The sequence below is a fragment of the Mycobacterium sp. 94-17 genome, from assembly GCF_035617725.1.
In the GTDB taxonomy this organism is placed as follows: Bacteria; Actinomycetota; Actinomycetes; order Mycobacteriales; family Mycobacteriaceae; genus Mycobacterium.
Genome location: NZ_JAPIYN010000010.1, coordinates 176,153 through 196,648 on the forward strand (window position 1 = coordinate 176,153; position 20,496 = coordinate 196,648).

At 68.2% G+C, this 20,496-nt stretch carries 17 protein-coding genes and 1 pseudogene; 5 read left to right on the top strand and 13 right to left on the bottom strand.

The annotated features are described in order from the left end of the window. Positions 1-21 precede the first annotated feature (21 nt). Together OQ789_RS14160 and OQ789_RS14165 are read right to left on the bottom strand one after the other, a co-directional pair. Complete coding sequence (locus OQ789_RS14160; RefSeq protein WP_324686547.1) at positions 22-558, bottom strand: DUF1360 domain-containing protein; 537 nt, start codon at positions 556-558, stop codon at positions 22-24. Between the two features lie 63 nt (positions 559-621). After that, entirely contained in the window at positions 622-987 is a 366-nt protein-coding gene (locus tag OQ789_RS14165) for a helix-turn-helix transcriptional regulator (protein WP_324686548.1), read from the bottom strand. Positions 988-1,150: 163 nt separating this feature from the next. Here OQ789_RS14165 and OQ789_RS14170 point away from each other — a divergent pair, with 163 nt between their 5' ends. Continuing rightward, the gene (locus OQ789_RS14170) at positions 1,151-1,600 is read left to right on the top strand and encodes an Hsp20/alpha crystallin family protein (RefSeq protein WP_324686549.1); all 450 of its coding nucleotides are present in this window, start codon (positions 1,151-1,153) and stop codon (positions 1,598-1,600) included. A gap of 85 nt (positions 1,601-1,685) precedes the next feature. Beyond that, positions 1,686-2,362, top strand: a pseudogene (locus tag OQ789_RS14175) (PAS and ANTAR domain-containing protein). 28 nt (positions 2,363-2,390) lie between these two features. Here the strand turns inward: OQ789_RS14175 and OQ789_RS14180 are convergent. Next, positions 2,391-3,998, bottom strand: coding sequence for a GAF domain-containing sensor histidine kinase (locus OQ789_RS14180; protein ID WP_324686550.1), 1,608 nt, complete (start codon positions 3,996-3,998; stop codon positions 2,391-2,393). Between the two features lie 9 nt (positions 3,999-4,007). Then, the gene (locus OQ789_RS14185) at positions 4,008-4,676 is read right to left on the bottom strand and encodes a response regulator transcription factor (protein WP_324686551.1); all 669 of its coding nucleotides are present in this window, start codon (positions 4,674-4,676) and stop codon (positions 4,008-4,010) included. 189 nt (positions 4,677-4,865) lie between these two features. On the opposite strand from OQ789_RS14185, the gene OQ789_RS14190 reads away from it, so the two are divergent. Then, positions 4,866-5,282, top strand: coding sequence for a pyridoxamine 5'-phosphate oxidase family protein (locus tag OQ789_RS14190; RefSeq protein WP_324686552.1), 417 nt, complete (start codon positions 4,866-4,868; stop codon positions 5,280-5,282). A gap of 84 nt (positions 5,283-5,366) precedes the next feature. Here OQ789_RS14190 and OQ789_RS14195 read toward each other — a convergent pair whose 3' ends face one another. From OQ789_RS14195 to OQ789_RS14230, 8 genes are all read right to left on the bottom strand, one after another. Continuing rightward, a complete protein-coding gene (locus tag OQ789_RS14195) occupies positions 5,367-6,332 on the bottom strand; it encodes an Acg family FMN-binding oxidoreductase (RefSeq protein ID WP_324686553.1) in 966 nt (321 codons plus the stop codon). A gap of 246 nt (positions 6,333-6,578) precedes the next feature. Beyond that, positions 6,579-6,758: a hypothetical protein gene (locus OQ789_RS14200; protein ID WP_324686580.1), complete on the bottom strand. Its 180-nt coding sequence runs from the start codon at positions 6,756-6,758 to the stop codon at positions 6,579-6,581. A 3-nt stretch (positions 6,759-6,761) separates the two neighbouring features. Then, positions 6,762-7,958, bottom strand: coding sequence for a cation:proton antiporter (locus tag OQ789_RS14205; protein WP_324686554.1), 1,197 nt, complete (start codon positions 7,956-7,958; stop codon positions 6,762-6,764). A gap of 32 nt (positions 7,959-7,990) precedes the next feature. Next, positions 7,991-9,073: a PDR/VanB family oxidoreductase gene (locus OQ789_RS14210; RefSeq protein WP_324686578.1), complete on the bottom strand. Its 1,083-nt coding sequence runs from the start codon at positions 9,071-9,073 to the stop codon at positions 7,991-7,993. Positions 9,074-9,075: 2 nt separating this feature from the next. Then, positions 9,076-10,005 (bottom strand): alpha/beta fold hydrolase, encoded by a 930-nt coding sequence (locus OQ789_RS14215; RefSeq protein ID WP_324686555.1) that lies wholly within the window; start codon positions 10,003-10,005, stop codon positions 9,076-9,078. A gap of 32 nt (positions 10,006-10,037) precedes the next feature. Further along, entirely contained in the window at positions 10,038-10,946 is a 909-nt protein-coding gene (locus OQ789_RS14220) for a metal-dependent hydrolase (RefSeq protein ID WP_324686556.1), read from the bottom strand. Positions 10,947-11,006: 60 nt separating this feature from the next. After that, positions 11,007-14,270: a thioester reductase domain-containing protein gene (locus OQ789_RS14225; protein WP_324686557.1), complete on the bottom strand. Its 3,264-nt coding sequence runs from the start codon at positions 14,268-14,270 to the stop codon at positions 11,007-11,009. A gap of 458 nt (positions 14,271-14,728) precedes the next feature. Next, positions 14,729-15,721, bottom strand: coding sequence for a diacylglycerol/lipid kinase family protein (locus OQ789_RS14230; RefSeq protein WP_324686558.1), 993 nt, complete (start codon positions 15,719-15,721; stop codon positions 14,729-14,731). Between the two features lie 159 nt (positions 15,722-15,880). On the opposite strand from OQ789_RS14230, the gene OQ789_RS14235 reads away from it, so the two are divergent. Further along, a complete protein-coding gene (locus OQ789_RS14235; RefSeq protein WP_324686559.1) occupies positions 15,881-16,774 on the top strand; it encodes an oxidoreductase in 894 nt (297 codons plus the stop codon). 109 nt (positions 16,775-16,883) lie between these two features. After that, entirely contained in the window at positions 16,884-17,801 is a 918-nt protein-coding gene (locus OQ789_RS14240; RefSeq protein WP_324686560.1) for a DMT family transporter, read from the top strand. A 13-nt stretch (positions 17,802-17,814) separates the two neighbouring features. Here OQ789_RS14240 and OQ789_RS14245 read toward each other — a convergent pair. Beyond that, a partial coding sequence (locus OQ789_RS14245; RefSeq protein WP_324686561.1) for a thioester reductase domain-containing protein occupies positions 17,815-20,496 on the bottom strand: 2,682 nt, incomplete at its 5' end.

The window sequence follows — 20,496 nt, forward strand, 5'->3', positions numbered from 1 at the left end:
GAGGCGACGCGGCCCGGCGCGTCAGCCCTCGGCGGACTGCTGAGCCATGGCGTAGGCGAGTTGCAGGAAGTCCGCGCCCGCCAGCGCACTGAACACTCCGGCGACCAGCCGGGTGAGCCGGGGCGCGAACACCAGCCCGATGGCGAACGCCGTGGCGACCCACATGTCCAGGCAGAAGGGGCAGGTCAGCAGCTCCCCCAAGCTGTGCCGGAGCTGACTCTGCTCGCGAACCTCTTCCTGGACTTCTGCCGGTCCGCCCGTACCCGCGTAGTGCGTGAACGGCGCCCGTAGCGGACTCGTCACGGCGTCCTTGGTCAAGGTCCGCGACAGTTTGTGGGTGCCCAGGGTGAGCAGGAGCAGGTCCTGGACCCGCCACCGGGGCGGCAGCGTGCGCCCGCTGCCCAGCGCGGCCAGCGCGGCGACGACAACGACGACGCCGTAGACGACCAGGACGGCCAGGTAGCCGCCCAGCGGCCGGGGATTATCGCCGCGGTAGGCGTCCGCCTCCCGCCGCGCGCCGTCGACCACCCGGGCGCCGGTTTGCGTCGACTCACCCATCGCTTCTCCTCGAACGCATAGCGCGACGGATACCCGCCCTTCGCCGGTGCAATCGGGACGGGCTCAGGGCGTGCCGGGTTCGACGGGCTTGGCCGTTTTCGCGGCTTCACGCAAGATGCGGTTGGTCGAACGCAGATCGGTGTTGGCCGCCGACAGCGTGGCGTTGTGGTCTTCCAGGTCGAGAATGCGTGCGACGCCGGCGAGGTTGACACCCGAGTCGACCAGTTCATTGATGCGCCTGAGCCGCGTGAGGTCGTCGGCGCTGTACCGGCGGGTACCGCCCTGGCTGCGGGCCGGGGTGATCAGGCCATACCGCTCATAGAGTCGCAGCGATTGCACCGCGATCCCCGACAGTTCGGCGGCCACCGAGATGCCGTACACGCCGTGGCCCGACGACGGCACGCCTACGTCGCCGCGGTGGTCGGCCATCGCCCTCCTCCCCTTCAGCTTGTGGCCTAGAAAGAGCTTGTCGCTTAGAAAGACTGTGTAGCACACTTGCGATATTCTGTCGACAGTGCTATGTGAAATCTATGCCAGCAGGCACAAGAAATTGCCGCACCGCCGCCTAGATTGGAGTGATGAGGTGACAACCATGCTGATGCGTTCCGATCCCTTCCGTGAGTTCGACCGATTCGCGCATCAGGCGCTCGGCACCGCCGCCCGGCCGGCAGTCATGCCGATGGACGCCTGGCGCGAAGGCGACAGCTTCGTCGTCGAATTCGACCTGCCCGGCATCCATGCCGACTCGCTGGACATCGACATCGAGCGCAATGTGGTGACCGTGCGCGCCGAGCGACCGGCGCTCGACCCCAACCGCGAGATGCTGGCCACCGAGCGGCCGCGCGGCGTGTTCAGCCGCCAGCTGGTGCTCGGCGAAAACCTCGACACCGACAAGATCGAGGCCGCCTATTCCGAAGGCGTCCTGCGCCTGCACATCCCGGTGGCCGAGAGGGCCAAGCCACGCAAGATCGGGGTTCGCCGCGGCGACACTCAGCGGGCCGTCAAAGACGGCGCCGCCCAGCGCGAGGTCGTCGACGCCTGACCTGCCGGCGGCCGGCGGCGGTGCGTCACTGCCGCCGCCGGCCGCCGGTAAACGTCTCACCCGACGGCAGGGAGACGGATACACGATGAAATGGGAACTCGACGGCAGGGCCAACGTCGAACAGGCGTTGGCCGGCGGCGCTGCCCAAATGGCGGGCTGGTTCCGGTTCTACTTCGCCGACCAACGCTGGGAATGGTCCGAACAGGTACAGCGCATGCACGGGTACCGGCCCGGCACCGTCACTCCGACCACCGAACTGGTGCTCTCGCACAAACATCCCGACGACGCGGGCACATCGCGGCCACCATCGACCAAATCGTCCACACCCACGAGGCGTTCAGCACCCGTCACCGGATCATCGATACCCAGGGCAACGTGCGCCACGTGGTCGTCGTCAGCGATCGGATCCGCGACGACGACGGCGGCGTGATCGGAACACACGGGTTCTATATCGACGTCTCCCCGGCCCACCACCAGGCCCAGCAGGACGAGATGAGCGTGAAACTCGCTGAGATCAGCGAGAATCGGGCCGCCATTGAACAGACCAAGGGCATGCTGATGCTGATCTACGGGATCAGCGCAAGCGCGGCATTCGATCTGCTCAGGTGGCTGTCCCAGGAGGCGAATGTCAAGCTGCGGCCGCTGGCCGAACAGATCGCCGCGGACTTCCGCCGTGCCCGTCTAGCGCTGAACCAGTCCGAATTCGACCACCTGATGCTGACCGCACACGAACGCGTCGAACGCGACGGCGATGGCGCGTGAACAGCTTGCGCCACAGCATATTTCGCTCTCAACCGTCGATCAACGGGACGACCCAGTGTACCCGGGTCCCGCCCGCGGGCGGGCTGGTGACCTCGCAGGTGCCACCGAGTTGCTCGGCACGCCGTTGCATGTTGGCCAGGCCGCTGCGCCGCGTGTTGCCGGCCGGTATGCCCCGACCGTCGTCAATTACGTTGAGGATGAACATGTCCGCGACGCTGATCTCGACGGTCAGCCGCGACGCCCCCGCATGACGCACGGCATTGCTGACGGCTTCGGTGGTGACGGCTTCCGCGTGGTCGGCGAGCGCGTCACCGACGGCGGCCATTGGCCCGTCCAGGCGCACGGTCGTGACGAGGTCAGCATTCGCGGTCAGGTCGGCGACCACCCGCTGAATGCGCTGACGGAAATCGTCGTGTCCGGCCACGGGCGACTTGAGCGCGAAGATCGTCGTGCGGATTTCCTCGATGATGGTCTGCAGATCCACCAGGGTGCGGCCGAGCCGGTCGGCCACTTCCGGCGAACGCGCCCTGGCCAGCGTGCCCTGTAAGTTCAGTCCCGCCGCGAAGATCCGCTGGATGACGTGGTCGTGCAGATCGTGCGCGATGCGCTCGCGCTCGGCCAGGACCGCCAACTGCCGCGCGTCCTCGCGCGCCGAGGCCAGCGCCAGCGCTATGGCGGCGTGCGTGGCGAAGTCGCTGACCAGGTCCAGGTAGCCCGCATCGAACGGCTGCTCGTCGACACCGCGGGCGATGACGATGACCCCCACGACCTCGTCGCGGGCGCGCAGCGGCATCAGGATTGCCGGGCGCTGCCCGACATCGGTGAAGGACTGGATCGGATAGCGAAACTCCTCGGTGATCAGCGGTTCGCCGGACCGGTACACGGTGCCGCTGGTGGAACCCTCGACCGGGACTCGCTGGCCGAGCACCTCGGATGCGTTCAGCCCCACCGCGGCGGAGACCACCAGGGTGTCGACCTCACCGTCGGGCGTGTCGCCCTCGGCCGGCACCAGCACGATGGCCTGTTCGGCACCGGTCAGCGCGCGGGCCCGTTCGGCGATCAATTGCAGTGGGCGCCGGTGCGGTTCGGGACGCGACAGCAGCGCGGCGGTGATCTCGCGGCTGGCTTCCATCCACTTCACCGATGTCCGTTCGCGTTCGAAGACCTGCGCGTTGTCGATGGCGACGGCGGCCGCGAACGCCAATGCGCGCGCGGCCATTTCGTCGGACTCGGAGAACACCCGGCCCGGATCGACGTGGGTCAGGTACAGGTTGCCAAACACGTTGTCGCGGATGGTGATCGGGACCGCGAGGAAGGCGCGCATCGGTGGATGGTGCTCGGGGAAGCCGACGGCGGCGCTGTGCGTGGTCAGATCGTCCATCCGAAGCGCGGGCGTGTCCAGCAGCGACAAGCTCAACAGGCCCTTGCCGACCGGCGGGTGCCCGATGAGCCGGACCGCCTCGTCGTCCATGCCCTCATGGACGAACGACACCAAGTTGCCGTCCTCATCACGGATGGCCAGCGCGCCGTACGGGGCTGACGTCAGTTCCCTTGCCGCACTGATGATCCGGTGCAGCACGGCGCCGCGATCGAGGCCTGCGCCGATCTCGACGATCACCCGCAGCAACTGTTCCATGGTCGTCGGTCACCCCGGCCAGTCCGGCGGCGTCGACGGTAGACCGGACCGCTGATTGAGTTTCGACGCGAACACCGCGGCCTGGGTGCGGCGCTCCATGCCGAGCTTGGCCAACAACCGAGACACGTAGTTCTTCACCGTCTTCTCCGCGAGGAACATCCGGGCCGCGATCTGCCGGTTGGTCAATCCTTCGCTGAGCAGTCCGAGCAGCGTTCGTTCCTGCTCGGTCAGCCCGGACAACGGGTCGTCGTGGGTGGGCGTGTGGCGCAGCTTCGCCATCAGCGCGGCGGCCGCCCGGTTGTCCAGAAGCGATTTACCCGCACCCACATCTTTGATCGCCTGGGCCAGCGCCATGCCCGTGATGTCTTTGACGACGAACCCGCTGGCGCCGGCCAGGATGGCCTCGAGCATCGCCTCGTCGGAGGTGAACGACGTCAACATCAGGCAGCGCAGGTCGGGATGATCGGAAACCAGGTCGCGGCACAGTTCGATGCCGTTGCCATCGGGCAGGCGAACGTCGAGAACGGCGACGTCGGGTTGCAGCGCCGGTATCCGCGCCTTCGCTTCCGCCACCGTGCCCGCCTCGCCGACGATCGCCAGGTCGGGATCGGAGGCGAGCAGATCGCAAAGACCGCGGCGGACGACCTCGTGGTCGTCGACCAAGAACACCTTGACCATGGCGGGTCCTTCCTGCCGTTATTCAATATCCCATATTCTCGGCGGAGCAATCGAGAAGCAGCTGGTTCAACGACTTTGGTCCCCACCAGTGAGGACCTTCGGCCGACGCCATCGCCGGTGGCGCGTCAATAGCCTTGCGGCAGTGGCCCGTTACGAACACCGGCCGCACCCGCGGGAGGAGATATTCCGATGACCGACGACGGAGTCGACATCCTGTCGGTGCACGAATGCTGGGAGCTCCTCGGGAGTCTGGCGCTGGGACGGCTGATCACCTACGCCGACGGTCAGCCCGACATCTTCCCGGTCAACTACGTCGTCCAGCGCCGGACCGTGCTGTTCCGCACCGCCGAGGGGACCAAGCTGGTCAGCTCGGCAATCAACAACGGGGTGCTCTTCGAAGCCGACGACCACAACGTCGCCCAGGCATGGAGCGTGATCGTGCGGGGCACGGCGCGCTCGCTGCGCACGCCCCAGGAACTCGAGGAGGCCGAGCGCGCGCAGGTGCTGCCGTGGACCAGGTCGGAAAAGACGCACTATGTGCGCATCGTTCCCGAGAGCATCACCGGCAGGCGATTCCAATTCGGGTCACCGCCCGGTGATGTCTAGCGCTCGCGATCGGCGCGCCCCTTCGACGTCCGCCCCCGCTCATTCGACATCCGCTCATTCGACATCCGCTCATTCGACATCCGCTCATTCGACGAAGTCACCGAGGTCGCGTCGCGGCGTCGCCGGCAACGGGTCGGCGTTGATCGGCGCCCAGCCCACCCGAAGCAGCATCTGCGGGTAACTGCTGTCGCCGAAGATGTCGGAGCGGACCGCATCGCGGGTTGCGGCGGTCTCCAGCGGTTCGGTGACCGGGCAACTGGCCAATCCCGTCGAGGTCGCGGTGAGCAACACCACGCTGGTGGCTTCACCGGCGCGCAGCTGCGCCAGCCGGTCGTCGTAGCGGGTGCCCAGCGCGAGCACCACGGCGTTGTCGTCGGCCGACGAAGAGCCCGGCGCCATGGGCAGCGCCGCACCGGCGAACAGCCGTGCCGGGATCTTGGCGTCGGGATCCGATATCGGCGTATTGCCGGCGGGAACGCCCGCGACCGAGAAGTAGCGCCCGCTCCACGTGGTGAGTTCGGCGAGATAGTCCTGGGTCAGGTGATCGCGGACGGATGCGGCGACGATGTCGTGTAGCGCGTCGAGGTCCTCCACCTGGCGCAGCGTGACACCGTTGCGCGCGGCCCGCGCCGCCATCAGCGCGATGTCGGCCGTGGGCACCGGCCAGGAACTGTAGTGTCGCCGATCGGTTCGCCGTCGCGGGATGGACGCGGCGAGTGCGATGTCGAGATAGTCGGCGGGCTGAGGGTAGAGCTCGATCGTGGCGAGGTGGTTGGGGTCGTCGGCGTTGGGCAGCCGGCTAACCCTGGATCGCCATCCCACCGCCGCAAACGCCGCAATGCAGTGATGCAGCGCGGTACCACAACTCAGGATCAAGTCGCGGCCATCGGGGTCGGTGTTGGGCAGCTGCCGGCCGAGGTCGGCGTACAACTGCAGGCTCTCGGGGCCGACGCGCCACCGCCACGGTTGGGTGTTGTGCACGGAGGGGGCGCGCGATGCCAAGGCCAGGGCTGTCCGGATCGTTCCGGCGTCCGGGAAACGGGTGCTCATGCCTGCCCCTCTCTTTCCCTAGCGGCTGCCTATCCACGATCACGCATCCCCGGCGGCGCCACGAGAGCACGATGGCTCTTGCTCAAGGGACTTTCGGCCAATATCGGTGGCCAGTCCGCGGTGGCCGGTCCGCCTTGGCCGGTCCGCCTGGATCGACCCGCCCCCATACTGACCACGATGGCGAATCCCGGCCCCGATCCCACCAGGGCCGGCGCACTTCTACGCCGTGAGACTGAGTAGTACTGCTCAGTCCGCGGCATGGGGCGGGTCGCAGTCGGCGAGCAGCTTTTCGATGCGGGCCTCGTCGAGCCGCACCCGCACGGTCACGGCTTCCTGCTGGTCGCGGATCACCTTGGCCAGGGTGAATGCGCTGGACACCCGGCCCGGGCCCCGGTCGCGCCGGAGCCCCACAGGCGTCCTCGGCATTGCCTAAGCACGGCCCAACGGCGTCTGAGCGGCTTCGTCCGGTTCGCCGGCGGCCTGGCGGCGTGCCGCGAGCGCACCCGCGATCGACGTGCAGGCGATGGTCAGCAGGGAACCGAACATCAACGCCGAGGCCTCTGCCGCGGCCAGCAGGTGCTGTTGGGTGCCGATGGTGGCGGCGGCCACCGCCACGCCGAGCTGCGTGGAGGACATCACCGCGTAGGTGAGCGGCTGGCCGAGTAGTCGCCCCACGCAGTGCGCCAGCACGCCACCGAGGCCCAGGCCGATACCGAGCAGGATGTATTTCGGCTGCGAACCGAGCTCGCGGACCTGAAGCGAGGCGCCGAGCCAGACGAAGAACACCGGGCTGAAAAAGCCCTCGGTGATGCCGAACAACTGACGCGCCAGCCGCCGCGGCTCGCCGACCATGGCGATCACCAACCCCAGCGCGAAGCCCGCCAGCATGATCGACACGTCGGTGCTGACGGCCAGCGCCGCCAGCCCGAAGAGCACCAGCAGATTGATCCGCAGTTCCAGAGCCAACTGGTTGTTGTGCGAATAGTCGTGCATGCGCTGTCGCCAGCCCCTGCGGTCGACCCACCGCAGCGCCACGAAGAGCAGCACCGCGCAGCCCGTGATCGCCAATCCGCCCAGCGCCGCCGCCGCCGCATGGCGGAAGTCAATCACCAAGGGCAGCAGCACAATACAGGCCGCGTTCGCGATGGCGATCTGCGCGGTCACGGAGAGCACCTGCGGGCCGCGCAACCGCAACGCGTCGATCATCGGCAGCGCCATGGCCGCCGACGACGACGCCATCAGCACCGCGTACAGCGCGGCGTGCCCGGTGCCGAACCACATGGCCAGCCCGTACCCGAGGGCCGCGGCGGCGGCGCCGGCAACGACCGCGCGCGCCAGTGCCGTAGGCACAGCCGAACGCATCGCGGGGTCACGGACCGGGACATGGCTACCCACCACGAACATCACCAGCGCGAAGCCGATGTTGGCGAACAACTGGAAGGTCGGTTCGGACGCATCGACCACACCGAAACCCGTCTTGCCGATGACCAGGCCCGCGGTGAGTTCGCCGACGACCACCGGTATCCGCAGGCGCGGCACAGCGGCCAGCACCGGGCCGGCGAAGCCGACAGCCGTCAGCAGCGCCAAGGCGCCAAAGCCGAATCCCTGCACGTGGCCATTTTGCACGGCACGGGGTCAAATGCCGCGCATCTGTGCGCTCAGGCGTCGATGACTACTCGCCCGGTTTTCGCGCGGGAGACGCAGACCAGCATTTCGTCGTCGCCCTCGGTCGCGCGCCCGCGGCGATCGACCTGCCCGCCAAGCACTTTCACCTTGCAGGTGCCGCAGAAGCCCTGCTGGCAGGAGTATGCGGTGGACGGATCGCGGTCGAGCATGACGTCGAGCGCCGACCGGTTCGCCGGCACCCGCATCGTCCGTCGCGAGCGGGAAAGCTCCAGTTCGAAGGGGGCCCCGTCGACCACCGGCGGAGGGCCGAAACGTTCATAATGCAGCGGCGCGTCCGCGTGTTCGTCACGCGCGGCGCGCACCGATTCCAGCATGGCGGTCGGTCCGCATACGTAGACGGCCGTGGCGGGCCCGGCGTCGGCGAGCAACTCCGACGCGGTGGGAAATCGGCCGCGCTCGTCGTCGGCCCACACCGTGACCCGGTCGGGGGCCACCGCCACCACCTCGTCCAGCAGCGGCATCGAGTCTCGGCTGCGCCCGGCATACACGGCGCGCCAATCGATTCCGCGCTGCCGGGCGGTCTGGATCATCGGCAGAATCGGAGTCACGCCGATGCCGCCGATCACGAACAGCACCTCGCGCTCGTCGGTGACGAGATAGAACGCGTTGCGGGGCCCTTCAAATTCGATGGTGTCACCCACCTGGAAGGCGTCGTGCATTTCGATCGAACCGCCGCCGCCCCCGGCGATGCGGCGCACCGCGATGCGGTAGTCGGTGCGCCGGCCGGGCGAGCCGCACAGCGAGTACTGCCTGCGCCGGCCCGATGGCAGCCGAACGTCGATGTGCGCGCCTGGCGTCCAGGACGGCAACAGCCCGCCGGCGGGGTCGGCCATCGTCAAGGCGACCACATCGGGCGTCAGGGGCGTACGGTCGGTGACCCGCGCGGTGGTGGTGCGCCGCACCGACTCCACGCGCGTGGACGTCCACCGCGACGCCGACGCCATGCCGCCGAACAGCGAGCCGACCCCGTACAACGCGGTGTACATCCGGTCACGCTTGCGGCGGCCGTACAAGTCGGCCGGAATGCTGTCCCAAATAGTCTGTGCCACGATAATCCTCACCTCTGGCCGATGCCGCGGCGGTCACCGGAGGCGGCGATCAGGTCGACCCACTCGCCGACCAGCCGCGCGATGGTTTCGGGGTAGGCGCTGACCGCCCAATGGCCGCCCTCGATCGGGACGATCCTGGCGCCGTCCGGGATTGAACCGGTAAACCGTTGCAGGGCAGGCGATACGAAATAATCCTGGCGCGCGACCAGCACCTGCACCGCAACGGTGGTCTGCGGCAACTGCGCAGGGGGCGACAGGATGGGAGCCGGCATGTTCGCGCGGTACAGGTTGAGCCCGTTGAGGTAGTCGCCGACCGAGCGGTATGCCGCCCCGCGCTCGCGGCGGGCGCTCGATCCGCCGATACGCTCAACCGCCTCAAAGACTTTCACCGTAGCCCGGGAACGGATCGCCAGCTCCGGTACGACCGGGCACAGGAAAAACCAGATGTAGGACGAGGCAAGGATCTGTTTGGCCACATCCAACAGCGCCCGCGGGGTGCGCGCCGAGCGCAAGAACCTGCCCGCGTAGTTGAGGTGGGGCCCGGAGATCGACGTGAACGACGCGACCTTGCCCGTCACCGCGTCGTCGGTGACGGCCGCCCAGGCCTGGATCGACCCCCAATCGTGGGCCAGCAGGTGCACCTCGTCCACTCCGAGGTGCTCGATCACCGCGCCGACGTCGGCGACCAGCTGGGTGAGCCGATACCCCGAACGGTCCGGCGGCGCCCAGGATTGGCCGGCGCCGCGCACGTCGTACGCCACGACATTGAACCGCTGACCCAAGGTGGCCGCCACCGCATCCCAGACGTGGTGGTTGTCCGGGTAGCCGTGGATGGCCAGGACGGTCGGCCGCCCAGGGTCGATGTCGGTATAGGCATGCACCGCCAGTTGCACGCCGTCGGAGGCGGCGACCGTGGTGGAGGTCAGGCCGGTCGTCATCGTCAGTGCCCTTCGGTGTCCGTCAGTGTCCGTCAGTGCGAAGCGCGGGCGGCGGGTGAGCGGGCCAGGTAGTCGACCGCGCGCCCGACGCCGCCCAGCTGGGACGGATGGAAACTCGGTGTGTAGTAGGCGCCGATGACCCGCAGGAACTGGAACGGCCCGGGCACCAGCCGCCGGCGCGCGGCGCGGAAGTAGTCCCGCCACCGCGGCTTGCTGCCGGGCGGCAGGTAGGGATCCACCGAGTACATGAATCGCACGCCGCGGACGAACAACCACAGCAGCGCCGGTGTGATCAGCAGCTGGGTACGCACCTGGCGCCAATACCCGGCCCGCAGGTGCTTCATGGTGTCGAAGGCGACCGCCTTGTGCTCGACTTCCTCGGCGCCGTGCCAGCGCAGCAGATCGAGCATCACCGGGTCGGTGCCCATGGCGTCGTGCTGCGGGGTGTCGAGAATCCATTCGCCGAGGATGGCGGTGTAGTGCTCGAGCGCCGCGACCATCGACACGCGCTCCAGCAGCCAGCTCTGGCGCCTGCGCCGGCTCCACTGCGGGCGATCACCGATGAGTTGGGTGAAAAGCCAACGCATTTGGTCGGTGAACGGCGTCACGTCGACGCCGTTGGCCGCGAAGTGCCCGAGCACCCCCGCATGTGCCTGGGAGTGCATGGCCTCCTGGCTGACGAAGCCCTGCACGTCACGCCGCAGCTGATCGTCTTTGATCAGCGGCAAGGTGTCCCTGAAGGCATCGACGATGAACTCCTCACCCGCGGGCAGCAACAGGTGCAGCACATTGCAGAAGTGGGTGCTGAAGGGCTCGCCGGGCACGTAGTAGAACGGCAGCGTCGACCAATCGAAATCGACGTCGCGCGCCTGCAGCACGATCCGCTCGTGGTCGAGCGACGCGTCGTGCGGGCCCGTTGCCTTGTCATCGACAGTGAACATCGTCGCCATTCCCTTTCCGTATCGCTTGGCAATATCCTCGCGCGATTCCCTCGCGCCAAGCTAGGCGCTGCGCTGCGCCTCGTCCTCCACCTCGGTGATCAGACGCTCGCTGCGCAGGAACCGGACCAGATGATCTACCGTTTCGGTCAGGGCCGGCTCGTGCAGGCGGACCTTGGCCAGCCCCCGCCGGTCGCGGTACTGGGTGTTGTCGTAGCGCTTGTCACGCATCGCCGCGATCTTGTCCGCCGACCGGGTGAGGAAATCGACGAGCGGATACATCTGGTCGTTCGGCGTGCAGCGGCGGTTGAGCTGCTCGGTGAACGACGGGATGTCGTGGTACTCAAAGCGATACCCGTACCGTTCGGACAGGATCCGGGTCACGTCGGTCAGGTTGTAGTACTCGTCCGCCGTCATGTTGAAGACACTGCCCGACTCGTTCGGCAGGCCCATCATGGCGACGACGTGATCCGCGATCAGGTCCGCCGGCAGCAGGCTGATCTGGTTGAGCACGTTGCAGGCGACCCCGTGCTCGATCATGAACGCCGTCAGGCGCACCAGGATGTCGTCCTGGCTGCCGAAACCCGCGCGGGTCGGCGAGATCAGCGAGGGCCGGTAGATGCGGACGTCGAGCCCCTTGCGTTGCGCGGCCAGCGCCAGCTGCTCGCCGACCCACTTGGTCTGCGAGTAACCGAAGTCAAGGCCGGACATCTTTTCGTTCGCATCCCACTCGCCGACCACCGGCTCGGTGCTCCAGCCGTAGATGAACGTGCTGGAAACGAGGTGGAATGCCTTGCGGTGGTTGGTCATCGCCAGCCGCAACAGCTCGCGGGTGCCCTCCACGTTGGCCGGCCGCAGCGCGTCGTAGGTGCGGACGTAGTTGACCAGGGCGCCGTTGTGCACGACGACATCGACATCCCGCGCAAGCTGCTGGAAGGCCGCCTCCCCGATACCCAGCGCGGGCTCGGCGAGATCGCCGCAGACGACGTGGACCCGTGCGCGGACGTCGGCTTCCAGCGCCGGCGTCCAGAGCTGGGCGCGGCGCAGCGACGCGACGATGCGGTCCACACCGTGCGCGGCGTCCGTGGCGCGCACCAGTGCGTGCAGCGTGTAGGAGGTCCGCGTCAGCAGGCTGCTCACCAGGAACGGCCCGAGGAATCCCGTCGCGCCGGTGAGCAGCAGGTCGGTGGGCGCACCCGGCCGCGCGGGTGCCGGCTCCGGCAGCGGCAGCGCCGCGTCGGCCCGCATCTGCGCGGCCTCGTGAGCCTCGTACTCGGCCGAGATCTGGTCCAGCGCCCGGCGCAGGGCGTCGAGCGGCCGGCCGGATCCTTCGCCGAATTGCCTGATGAGCCCGAAGAATTCGGACACCGTCAGCCGCTGCAACAGGCGGGTGTTGACGTCCTCGGCCAGCTCGCCCGCGCCGTTCTCCTCCAGGAGGGCCTGCAGGTCCGTGCGCAGTTCGGCCAGCGCCAGCGAGTCGATGCCGAGGTCGGCGAATGAGCAATCCTCGTCGCCGGTGAGGTCGTAGCTCTCGATGAGGTTGCGGAAGCGTTCCAGCGGACCCGCACCGGAATCCAGGCCATCGTGAGTTCGGTTGGCCGACTGGTTGATCCACGTTGTGAAGGCGGGCAATGCGTCGTCCAGCCAGAGCCGGCGCGTCGACGCGCGCCGGATCTTGCCCGACGTGGTCTTGGGAATGCTGCGCGGGGGCGCGAAGACGATCGCGTGCGGATCGATGTGGCAGTGCCGGCGGATCGCGCGGGCCACGGCCTTGCCGTCCGGCAGTTTGTGTTCGTCGCGCACCTCGGCGACGACGACCAGCGCTTCGGACTCCTCGTGCTCGACCGAGAAGGCGGCGACACAGCCGCCCCGGACGTGCGCGGCCGTGCGCTCGACGACGGCTTCGATGTCGGAGGGATAGCAGTTGACGCCGCGGACGATGATCAGGTCCTTGCTGCGCCCGCAGACGAACAGCTCGCCCTCGTAGAGGAAGCCCAGATCGCCGGTCCGCAAGAAGGTGTGCCGGTCATCGCCGGCGACGCGGGCGCCGAACATCTCCGCGGTGAGTTGCGGACGGTTCCAGTAGCCGGCCCCCTTGGAGGGTCCGGTCAGCCAGATCTCGCCGACCCGCCCTTCGGGCAACGCCTGCTGCGATTCGGGATCGACGATGCGAACGACCGTTTCGTCGATCGGCTTGCCGCAGCTGACCAACGGCACCTGGTTGCTGTTTTCCGGCAGCGCCTTTTCGACGCGAGCCACATTTTTCTCCAGCCCGCGCTTGTTCACCGCGATGGTCTGGCGCCCGCGGATCGACACGGTCAGGGTGAATTCGGCCATGCCGTAGGCGCCCGTCAGTGCATCGGCCCGCAGACCGTACTCGGCGAACCGCTGCCGGAACCGAGCGAAGGTGTTGGCGCGCAACGGCTCTGCGCCCACCACGATGCACTCCAGACTGCTCAGGTCGACGTCGGCCAATTCGGAGGCGGGCAGCTTGTCCTCGCGCAGGCAGTATTCGAGCGCGAAGTTCGGTCCCGGCGTGTGTGTGGCGCGCACGTTGGTGATCAGCCGTAGCCAGGACGACGGCCGGGCGAGGAAGTCCAGGGGCGACATCGCGTGGGTGGTCCCGCCGAGCAGCACGATGAACATGTAGGCGGAGATCAGCCCCATGTCGTGGTGCTGGGGCAGCCACGAGGCCGCCACCACGTCGTCGCCGTCGAAGGCGGCGAAACCGTTGGCGATGATGTTGGCGTGGGTGACGATCACACCCTTGGGATCGCTGGTCGAACCCGAGGTGTACTGCAGGAAGAGCACCTCCCCGGGAGTGTCCGCGACCGGGGCGCCGCCGAAGTCCTGGGCGGCGTCGGTCGCGAACCAGGGCAGCTCCGGCAGGCCGGCGCCGGGGCCGCCCACCCACACCTGCTCGCCGTCGCGCCGGCCCAGCAGGAGCCGGAAGTCGTACTCGAACTGCTTCGTCGACAGCACGGCCACGGCCTGGCAGTCGCGGGCGATGAAGCTGAGCTTGGCCAGCCCGGATTCGAAGGACATCGGCAGGGGCGGGCTGACCGGAACGGCGATCACTCCGATGCGCGCGCACGCATACAGTGCCGCGATCATTTCCAGACCGGGCGGGTAGACCAGCAGCGCACGGTCGCCGGGCTTCAGGCCGGCCTCCGTGGACAGGTAGGCGGCCAGTTCGCGGCTGCGCTCGGCGAAGGCCTGGTAGGTGTAGTGCTCGAGTTCGCGGCCATCGGCATCGACGAACCGGAAGAGGGTTTGGTCCGGCTTCTGCGCTTCCCACTTGTGCAGGTAATCGATCAATGTCTCCATGTCGGAGCGATCCCCCTTCCAGGTTGGCTTGGGACAAGAACAACTTTCGTCGTGAATATGAACCCAATGTAGACCCGCGCCCCGACCCCAGCAAAACCTTGAGCAGCATTTATGGCCTGCACACACAACATTCACAGGATAAACTTAGCTCTCGAAATTAATTGCACGAATGCTGATCTACGCGCATACGGACTTCAGTATCTCAGTGGTGTACGAGCAGGCACTATCCGTGGCTTCGAGCCTGAAATACTGACTTGCACATTTGCAAATTCACGCATTTACTATTTGGCGCTAAACGCGCGCGCAGTCCAAAATACGACTTTGACGCTCATCACATCTAGTGGCGAAATCGCAAATCAAAAAAACAATTGCCCACGACCGCGTGGTTGCGGGGTGGCCGGAAAGCGTTGGGACCGCGGCCGCACCGCTCAACCACCGGCGGATGGTGCGACAACCGATCACGCGGGCCGGGCGATGCGGATCCGTGGGCCCGCGCGCGCCACCAGTTTCACGATGCCCAGGAAGCGCTCGCCGTCGATGATGGGCGACAGCGGCTCGTCCTCGGCTTCGATGGTCATCTCGTGGCCGTTGACGTCGCGTAGCCCCTTGCCGCGGAGCGCGCCGCTGGTCAGGGCCACCGGAAGCTGCGCCACGATCTTGGACGGGCGCAGGTTTCCGGCCTGAAAATGCAGCGCACCGGGCTCGGACGCCTTCGGGAACAACCGCAGCGGACCTCCGATGCGCAGGTCGATGGCGCCGGCGTGCAGCAGGCTGTGCGTGCGCGACGGGACCTCTTCGCCGTCGATCACCACGCGCGCCCGCGTCGGCGTGAACAGGATTGAGGCGTAATTCGGCGTCCTCACCCGGCTCGGGGCGACCTTGGAGGTGAGGTAGTCGGAGAAGCTGCGGCCGATCACCCGGGCGACGGCCAGCCGGCCGTGATCGGGTGAGTCGTAGTACCGGTCGTAGAAGCGGTTCCCGACGCCGCCGGCCGCCAGCCCGAAGCAGAGCCGATGAAACGCCGTGCCGTCGGCGGTTTCGCCGTCGAGCGCCAACGTGTCGAGGCTCACCTCGGGCGGTGGCCGATCCGCCTCGGCGTCGGCCGCCAGCGCACGGATGATCGCTTCCGGCCGCCCGCGCACCCGCGCCTTACGTGCGACCGCGTTGACGCTGCCGCCGTTGCTCGGGACGAACGCGGGCCAGCGTTGTGGGTCCTCGACGCAGCGCTCGACCTCGTTGATCAACCAGTGCAACGCCCCGTCGCCCCCGTCGCCCACCAGGTGGGTGACCCGGGGCGAGATCTGCGCGATGGTGTCGCGCAACTCCTCGATCGAGTGGGTCTCGTGCACCTCGCCGCGGGCCCCGACGATGCGGCGCAGTTCGGCGATGCGGTCGCGGGAGGCGCCGCGGTTCCGCCGCGCTTTCGGATTGACGATGACGCCTAGATACATCCGGCGATCCCCGCGTCACATGGGTTTTCGCTGGCCATCCCAGGCACGATACCTGTGCCTGTCCGGCGGCCGACAAGGTCACCGCGGGCCACCGCACACCGCCGCAGGCCCGCACGGCCCCGCGGCCACGGTCGCCGTCGCGACGTTAGGGTGGCTGCCATGGCCGATTGGACCGCAGCGCAGCTGCCCTCGTTCGCCGGACGAACCGTCGTCATCACCGGGGCCAACGCCGGTTTGGGCGAGATCACCGCGCGCGAGTTGGTGCGGGTCGGCGGCCATGTCATCCTGGCGGTCCGCGACACCGACAAAGGCCACGCCGCCGCCGCGCGCATGACCGGTGCGGCGCCCGGTCGCGCGGCTGGGACCGCCGAGGTGCGTCAACTCGACCTGCAAGACCTGTCGTCGGTGCGGCGCTTCGCCGAGGGCATCGAGACGGCGGACGTCCTGATCAACAACGCCGGCATCATGGCCACCAAGCACGCGGTCACCGTCGACGGTTTCGAGGGCCAGATCGGCACCAACCACCTCGGCCACTTCGCGTTGACCAACCTGCTGTTACCCAAGCTGACCGACCGCGTGGTGACGGTGTCCTCGCTGATGCACCACTTCGGCTACATCAGCCTCAAAGACCTGAACTTTCAGTCCCGGCCGTACTCGGCCTGGCTGGCCTACAGCCAGTCGAAGCTGGCCAACCTGTTGTTCACCAAAGAACTGCAACGCCGGCTGGACGGCGTCCCCACCGCGCTGCGCGCGCTGGCCGCCCACCCCGGCTGGTCGCACACCAACCTGCAGGGCAACTCCGGCCGTAAGCTGGGCGACGCGGCGGTCCTGGCGGTCGACCGGATCGTGTCCACCGACTCCGATTTCGGTGCCCGCCAGACGCTGTACGCGGTGTCGCAGGATTTGCCGGGCGACACGTTCGTCGGCCCGCGATTCGGACTGTACGGCCGCACCCAGCCGACCTGGCGCAACTGGCCGGCAAAGCGCGACGGCACCGCCGTCGCGCTCTGGGACCTGTCCGAGCGGCTCACCGGGACGAAATTCCCGCTCTGAGCCGGACCGCCGGGCTCCACCCCCTTCGGCACCTTCCGCGCGCCCGCCACCGGCGGGGGCGGTTAGATTAGACGGGTTAGCTCAACAGCACCCAGCGAGGAGATAAGCGATGTCGGACGCGAATCTGGCGGCCATTATCGCCCTGTGCGCCGCGCTGGCGTCCGCGATCGGCAACGTGGTCCGGCAACGTTCCGCGCAGGAGGTCACCGACAAACGGGTGGGCCACCTGACACTGTTCGGGATGTTGCTGCGCGACAAGCGCTGGTGGCTGGGCGGCTTGGGTGACATCGGCAGCTACGTGCTGCTGGCCGCGGCCCTCGACAAGGGCTCCGTGTTGTTGGTGATGTCGTTGCAGGTGACGGCGCTGCTGTTCGCCCTGCCGATCTACGCGCGGATGACCGGCAACCGCATCACCCGCCGGGAGTGGGGCTGGGCGCTGCTGCTGGCGGTGGCGCTGGCGGTGCTCATCGCGGTAGGAGACCCGACCGGCGGTCATCAGCGGGCGCCGCTGCACACCTGGATCGTGGTGGCCGTGGTTCTCGGGCCCCTCTTGTTGCTGGGCCTGCTGGGCGCGCGCATCTGGGCGGACCGCGCGGTCGCGGCGCTGCTGCTGGCGGCGGTGGCCGGCACGTTGCTGGCGGTGTTCGCCGTCCTGATGAAGGGGGTGGTCGACATCCTGGGACGCCACCCAGGGCAGGTGTGGCACTCCTTCGAGCTGTACGCGCTGGTGTTCTGCGGGATGGCCGGGATGATTTATCACCAGTCGGCCTACCGCGCGGGGGCGCTCACCGCGTCGCTGCCGACGATCATCGTCGCCAAGCCCGTGGTGGGCGGGATCCTCGGCGTAGTCGTGCTCGGCGAGACGCTGGCAGCCGGCGGCTGGGAGTGGTTCCTGCTCGCGGCGACGACGGTCGTGGTGATTGTCGCGACGGTGGGTCTGGCGCGCGGCGAAGCCGCCTCCGTGTCGGCCGGCGCGGGGCGCGACGTGAAATCCGGGGCGCGGGCGGCGGCGGCCTCCCAGGCCTGAGCCGCCGATGTCGCTATAGCAGTCCGAGCCGCTGCAGGCCGGCGGCGTATCCGACGATGACGGCCGGCGAGACATGCGGAATGTCCGGATTGTTCTTGTCGGGGCCCACTTTCGCGTCCTGCACCGCGGCGCGGAAGCGATCGGTGGAGGCAACGGAGTTCGGCCCCGGCTCCGCAGGCCGCAGCGCAGCGGTATTCGTCGACTTCAGCACCCCCAGGATCGAATGCTCGCGCACCCGGTCCGGCAAGGCGCGCAGCCCGGCCTCGAACCGGCGTAGCCACTCCCCGAAGTCGTCGATGCGCTCGATCGAATAGCCGGCCTCGATCAGCCAGTCGACGTACTCGTCCAGCCCGATACCGTCGTCGTGCGGGTTCATCACGTGGTAGGTCCGGAACCCGGCCGACGGTTCCCGGCCGGCCTGCGCACCCAGCGTGGCAATCGCCTCGGCGACGAACTCCACCGACAGGCCGTCGTAGTGCGCGCGCTGCCGATTGCCTTGGGCGTCAAGATGATAGAACGAGCGCGGCGCGACACCGGTGGCCAGCACGCTGAGCACCATCCGCGTGACCAGGTCCGACAAATTGAGCTGGCCCGTATACGTGGGGCCGGCCAGGATCATGCCGCTGCGGAACACCGCGACCGGGAGACCGCACGAGTCGTTGGCCTCGCGGAGCAACACCTCACCGGCCCACTTGCTGTTGCCGTAGCCGTTGGCCCGGCTGCCGTCGTTCTTCCGGGTGGGACTGAGCACCCGGATGTCGGGGTCCTCGGTGAACGCCTGCGGCGCAATCTGATCGCCCACGTTGGCCGTCGAGACATAGTTGAAGCGTTTGAGTTTGGCGCTCAGTGCCAACCGGATCAGCTCGGCGGTGCCCACCACGTTGGGCACGAACAACTCGCCGTAGGACAGCGCGCCGTTGACCACCGCCGCGGGATCCACGATCAGATCGACGGACTCGGCCAGCCGCCGCCAGGTCGGGTCGTCGAGGCCAAGGCTCGGCTCGGCCTTGTCGCCGGCGATCACCTCGAGATGGTCGGCGGCCAACTCCTGGAAATACCGCTGCAGCTGTGGATCCCCGCTGTCGAAGGTCTTCTCCAGGCGCGCGCGGGCCTCGTCGTCGGAGCCGGCCCGCACCAGGCAGATCAGCTTCCCGTCGGCCAGTTCGAGGCGCTCGAGCCACTGCAGCGCCAGGTACCGGCCGAGGAATCCTGTTGCGCCGGTTAACAACACCGTGCGCACCTCGGCGCCCGGCCCCGGCAACGACGAGGCGCCGGCCAGCGTCGCGGCGTCGATGAACTTGTCCAGCGACAGGTCAGCCGCGTGCACCTCGGCGGGGTCGGAGCCGTGCACCGAGACGAAGCGCGGATCGTCGGCGTGCTTGTGGACCTGGCCGCTCAGGCCGGCGACCGTGGGAGCGTTGAAAAGGGTGCGCACGGTCAGGTGGGTGTGCAGCGACTTGTTGAGGGTGGCGATGAGGCGCATGGCGGACAGGGAGTCGCCGCCGAGGTCGAAGAACGAGTCGTCGACCCCGACGCGGTCCAGGCCCAGAACCTCGGCGTAGGCGTCGGCCAGGATGCGCTCGAGGTCGTTGCCCGGGGCCCGGTATTCGGCGTCGCGGTATTCCGGCTCCGGCAGCGCGCGGGTGTCCAGCTTGCCGTTGACGGTCAACGGCAACGCGTCGATCACCACCACCGCGGCTGGAACCATATAGGGCGGCAACCCTTCTCGCAGCCGTGCGCGCGCGGCGACGGCATCGACGCTTCCCGGTTCGGCCTCGGTGACGTAGCCCACCAGCCGCTTGTCGCCGGGGCGGTCCTCGCGCACGATCACCACGGACCGGTCCACCCCCGGCACACCGTTCAGCGCTGCCTGGATTTCGCCGAGTTCGATGCGATAGCCGCGGATCTTGACCTGCTCGTCGATGCGGCCGAGGTAGCGCAGCTGGCCGTCGGCGCCCCACGACACCAGATCCCCGGTGCGGTACATGCGCTCACCCCGCGCCCCGAAGGGGCACGCCACGAACCGCGACGCCGTGAGGGCCGCCCGGCGAACGTAGCCGACGCCCACACCCCGGCCGGCCACGTACAACTCCCCCACCGTGCCCACCGGCACCGGCCGCAGCCACGGGTCGAGGACGAACAACGCCGCCCCGGGCACCGGGCCGCCGATCGGCGGCGTCCCCGCCGCGGGACTCAGCGGCGGGCTGACCGTCACACACATCGTGGTCTCGGTCGGTCCGTAGGCGTTGGTCATCACCCGGCCCGGCGCCCACCGCTGCACCAGCTCGGCCGAACACGCCTCGGCGGCCACCACCAGCGCCGTCGACGCCAACGCCCGCGGCGACAGCGCCGAGACGGCCGACGGGGTCTGGTGCAGCACCGTGACCTCCTCGTCGATCAGCAAGGCCTGCAGGTCTTCTGGCAGTGCGGCGAGCGACTCGGGCACGATCACCAACCGCGAGCCGTGCAGCAACGCACCCCAGATTTCTTCCACCGAGGCGTCGAACGCATACGAATACCATTGGGACCACGCCTGTCCCGGCCCCGACGGCAGCCCCACGTGCAGCGACGCCAGCAACTGAGTGACGTTGTGATGAGTGGTCGCAACGCCTTTGGGGACACCGGTGGTCCCCGAGGTGTACACGATGTGCGCGATGTCGTGGGCATCGGGCACCGGCAACCCCGTACCCGGCCA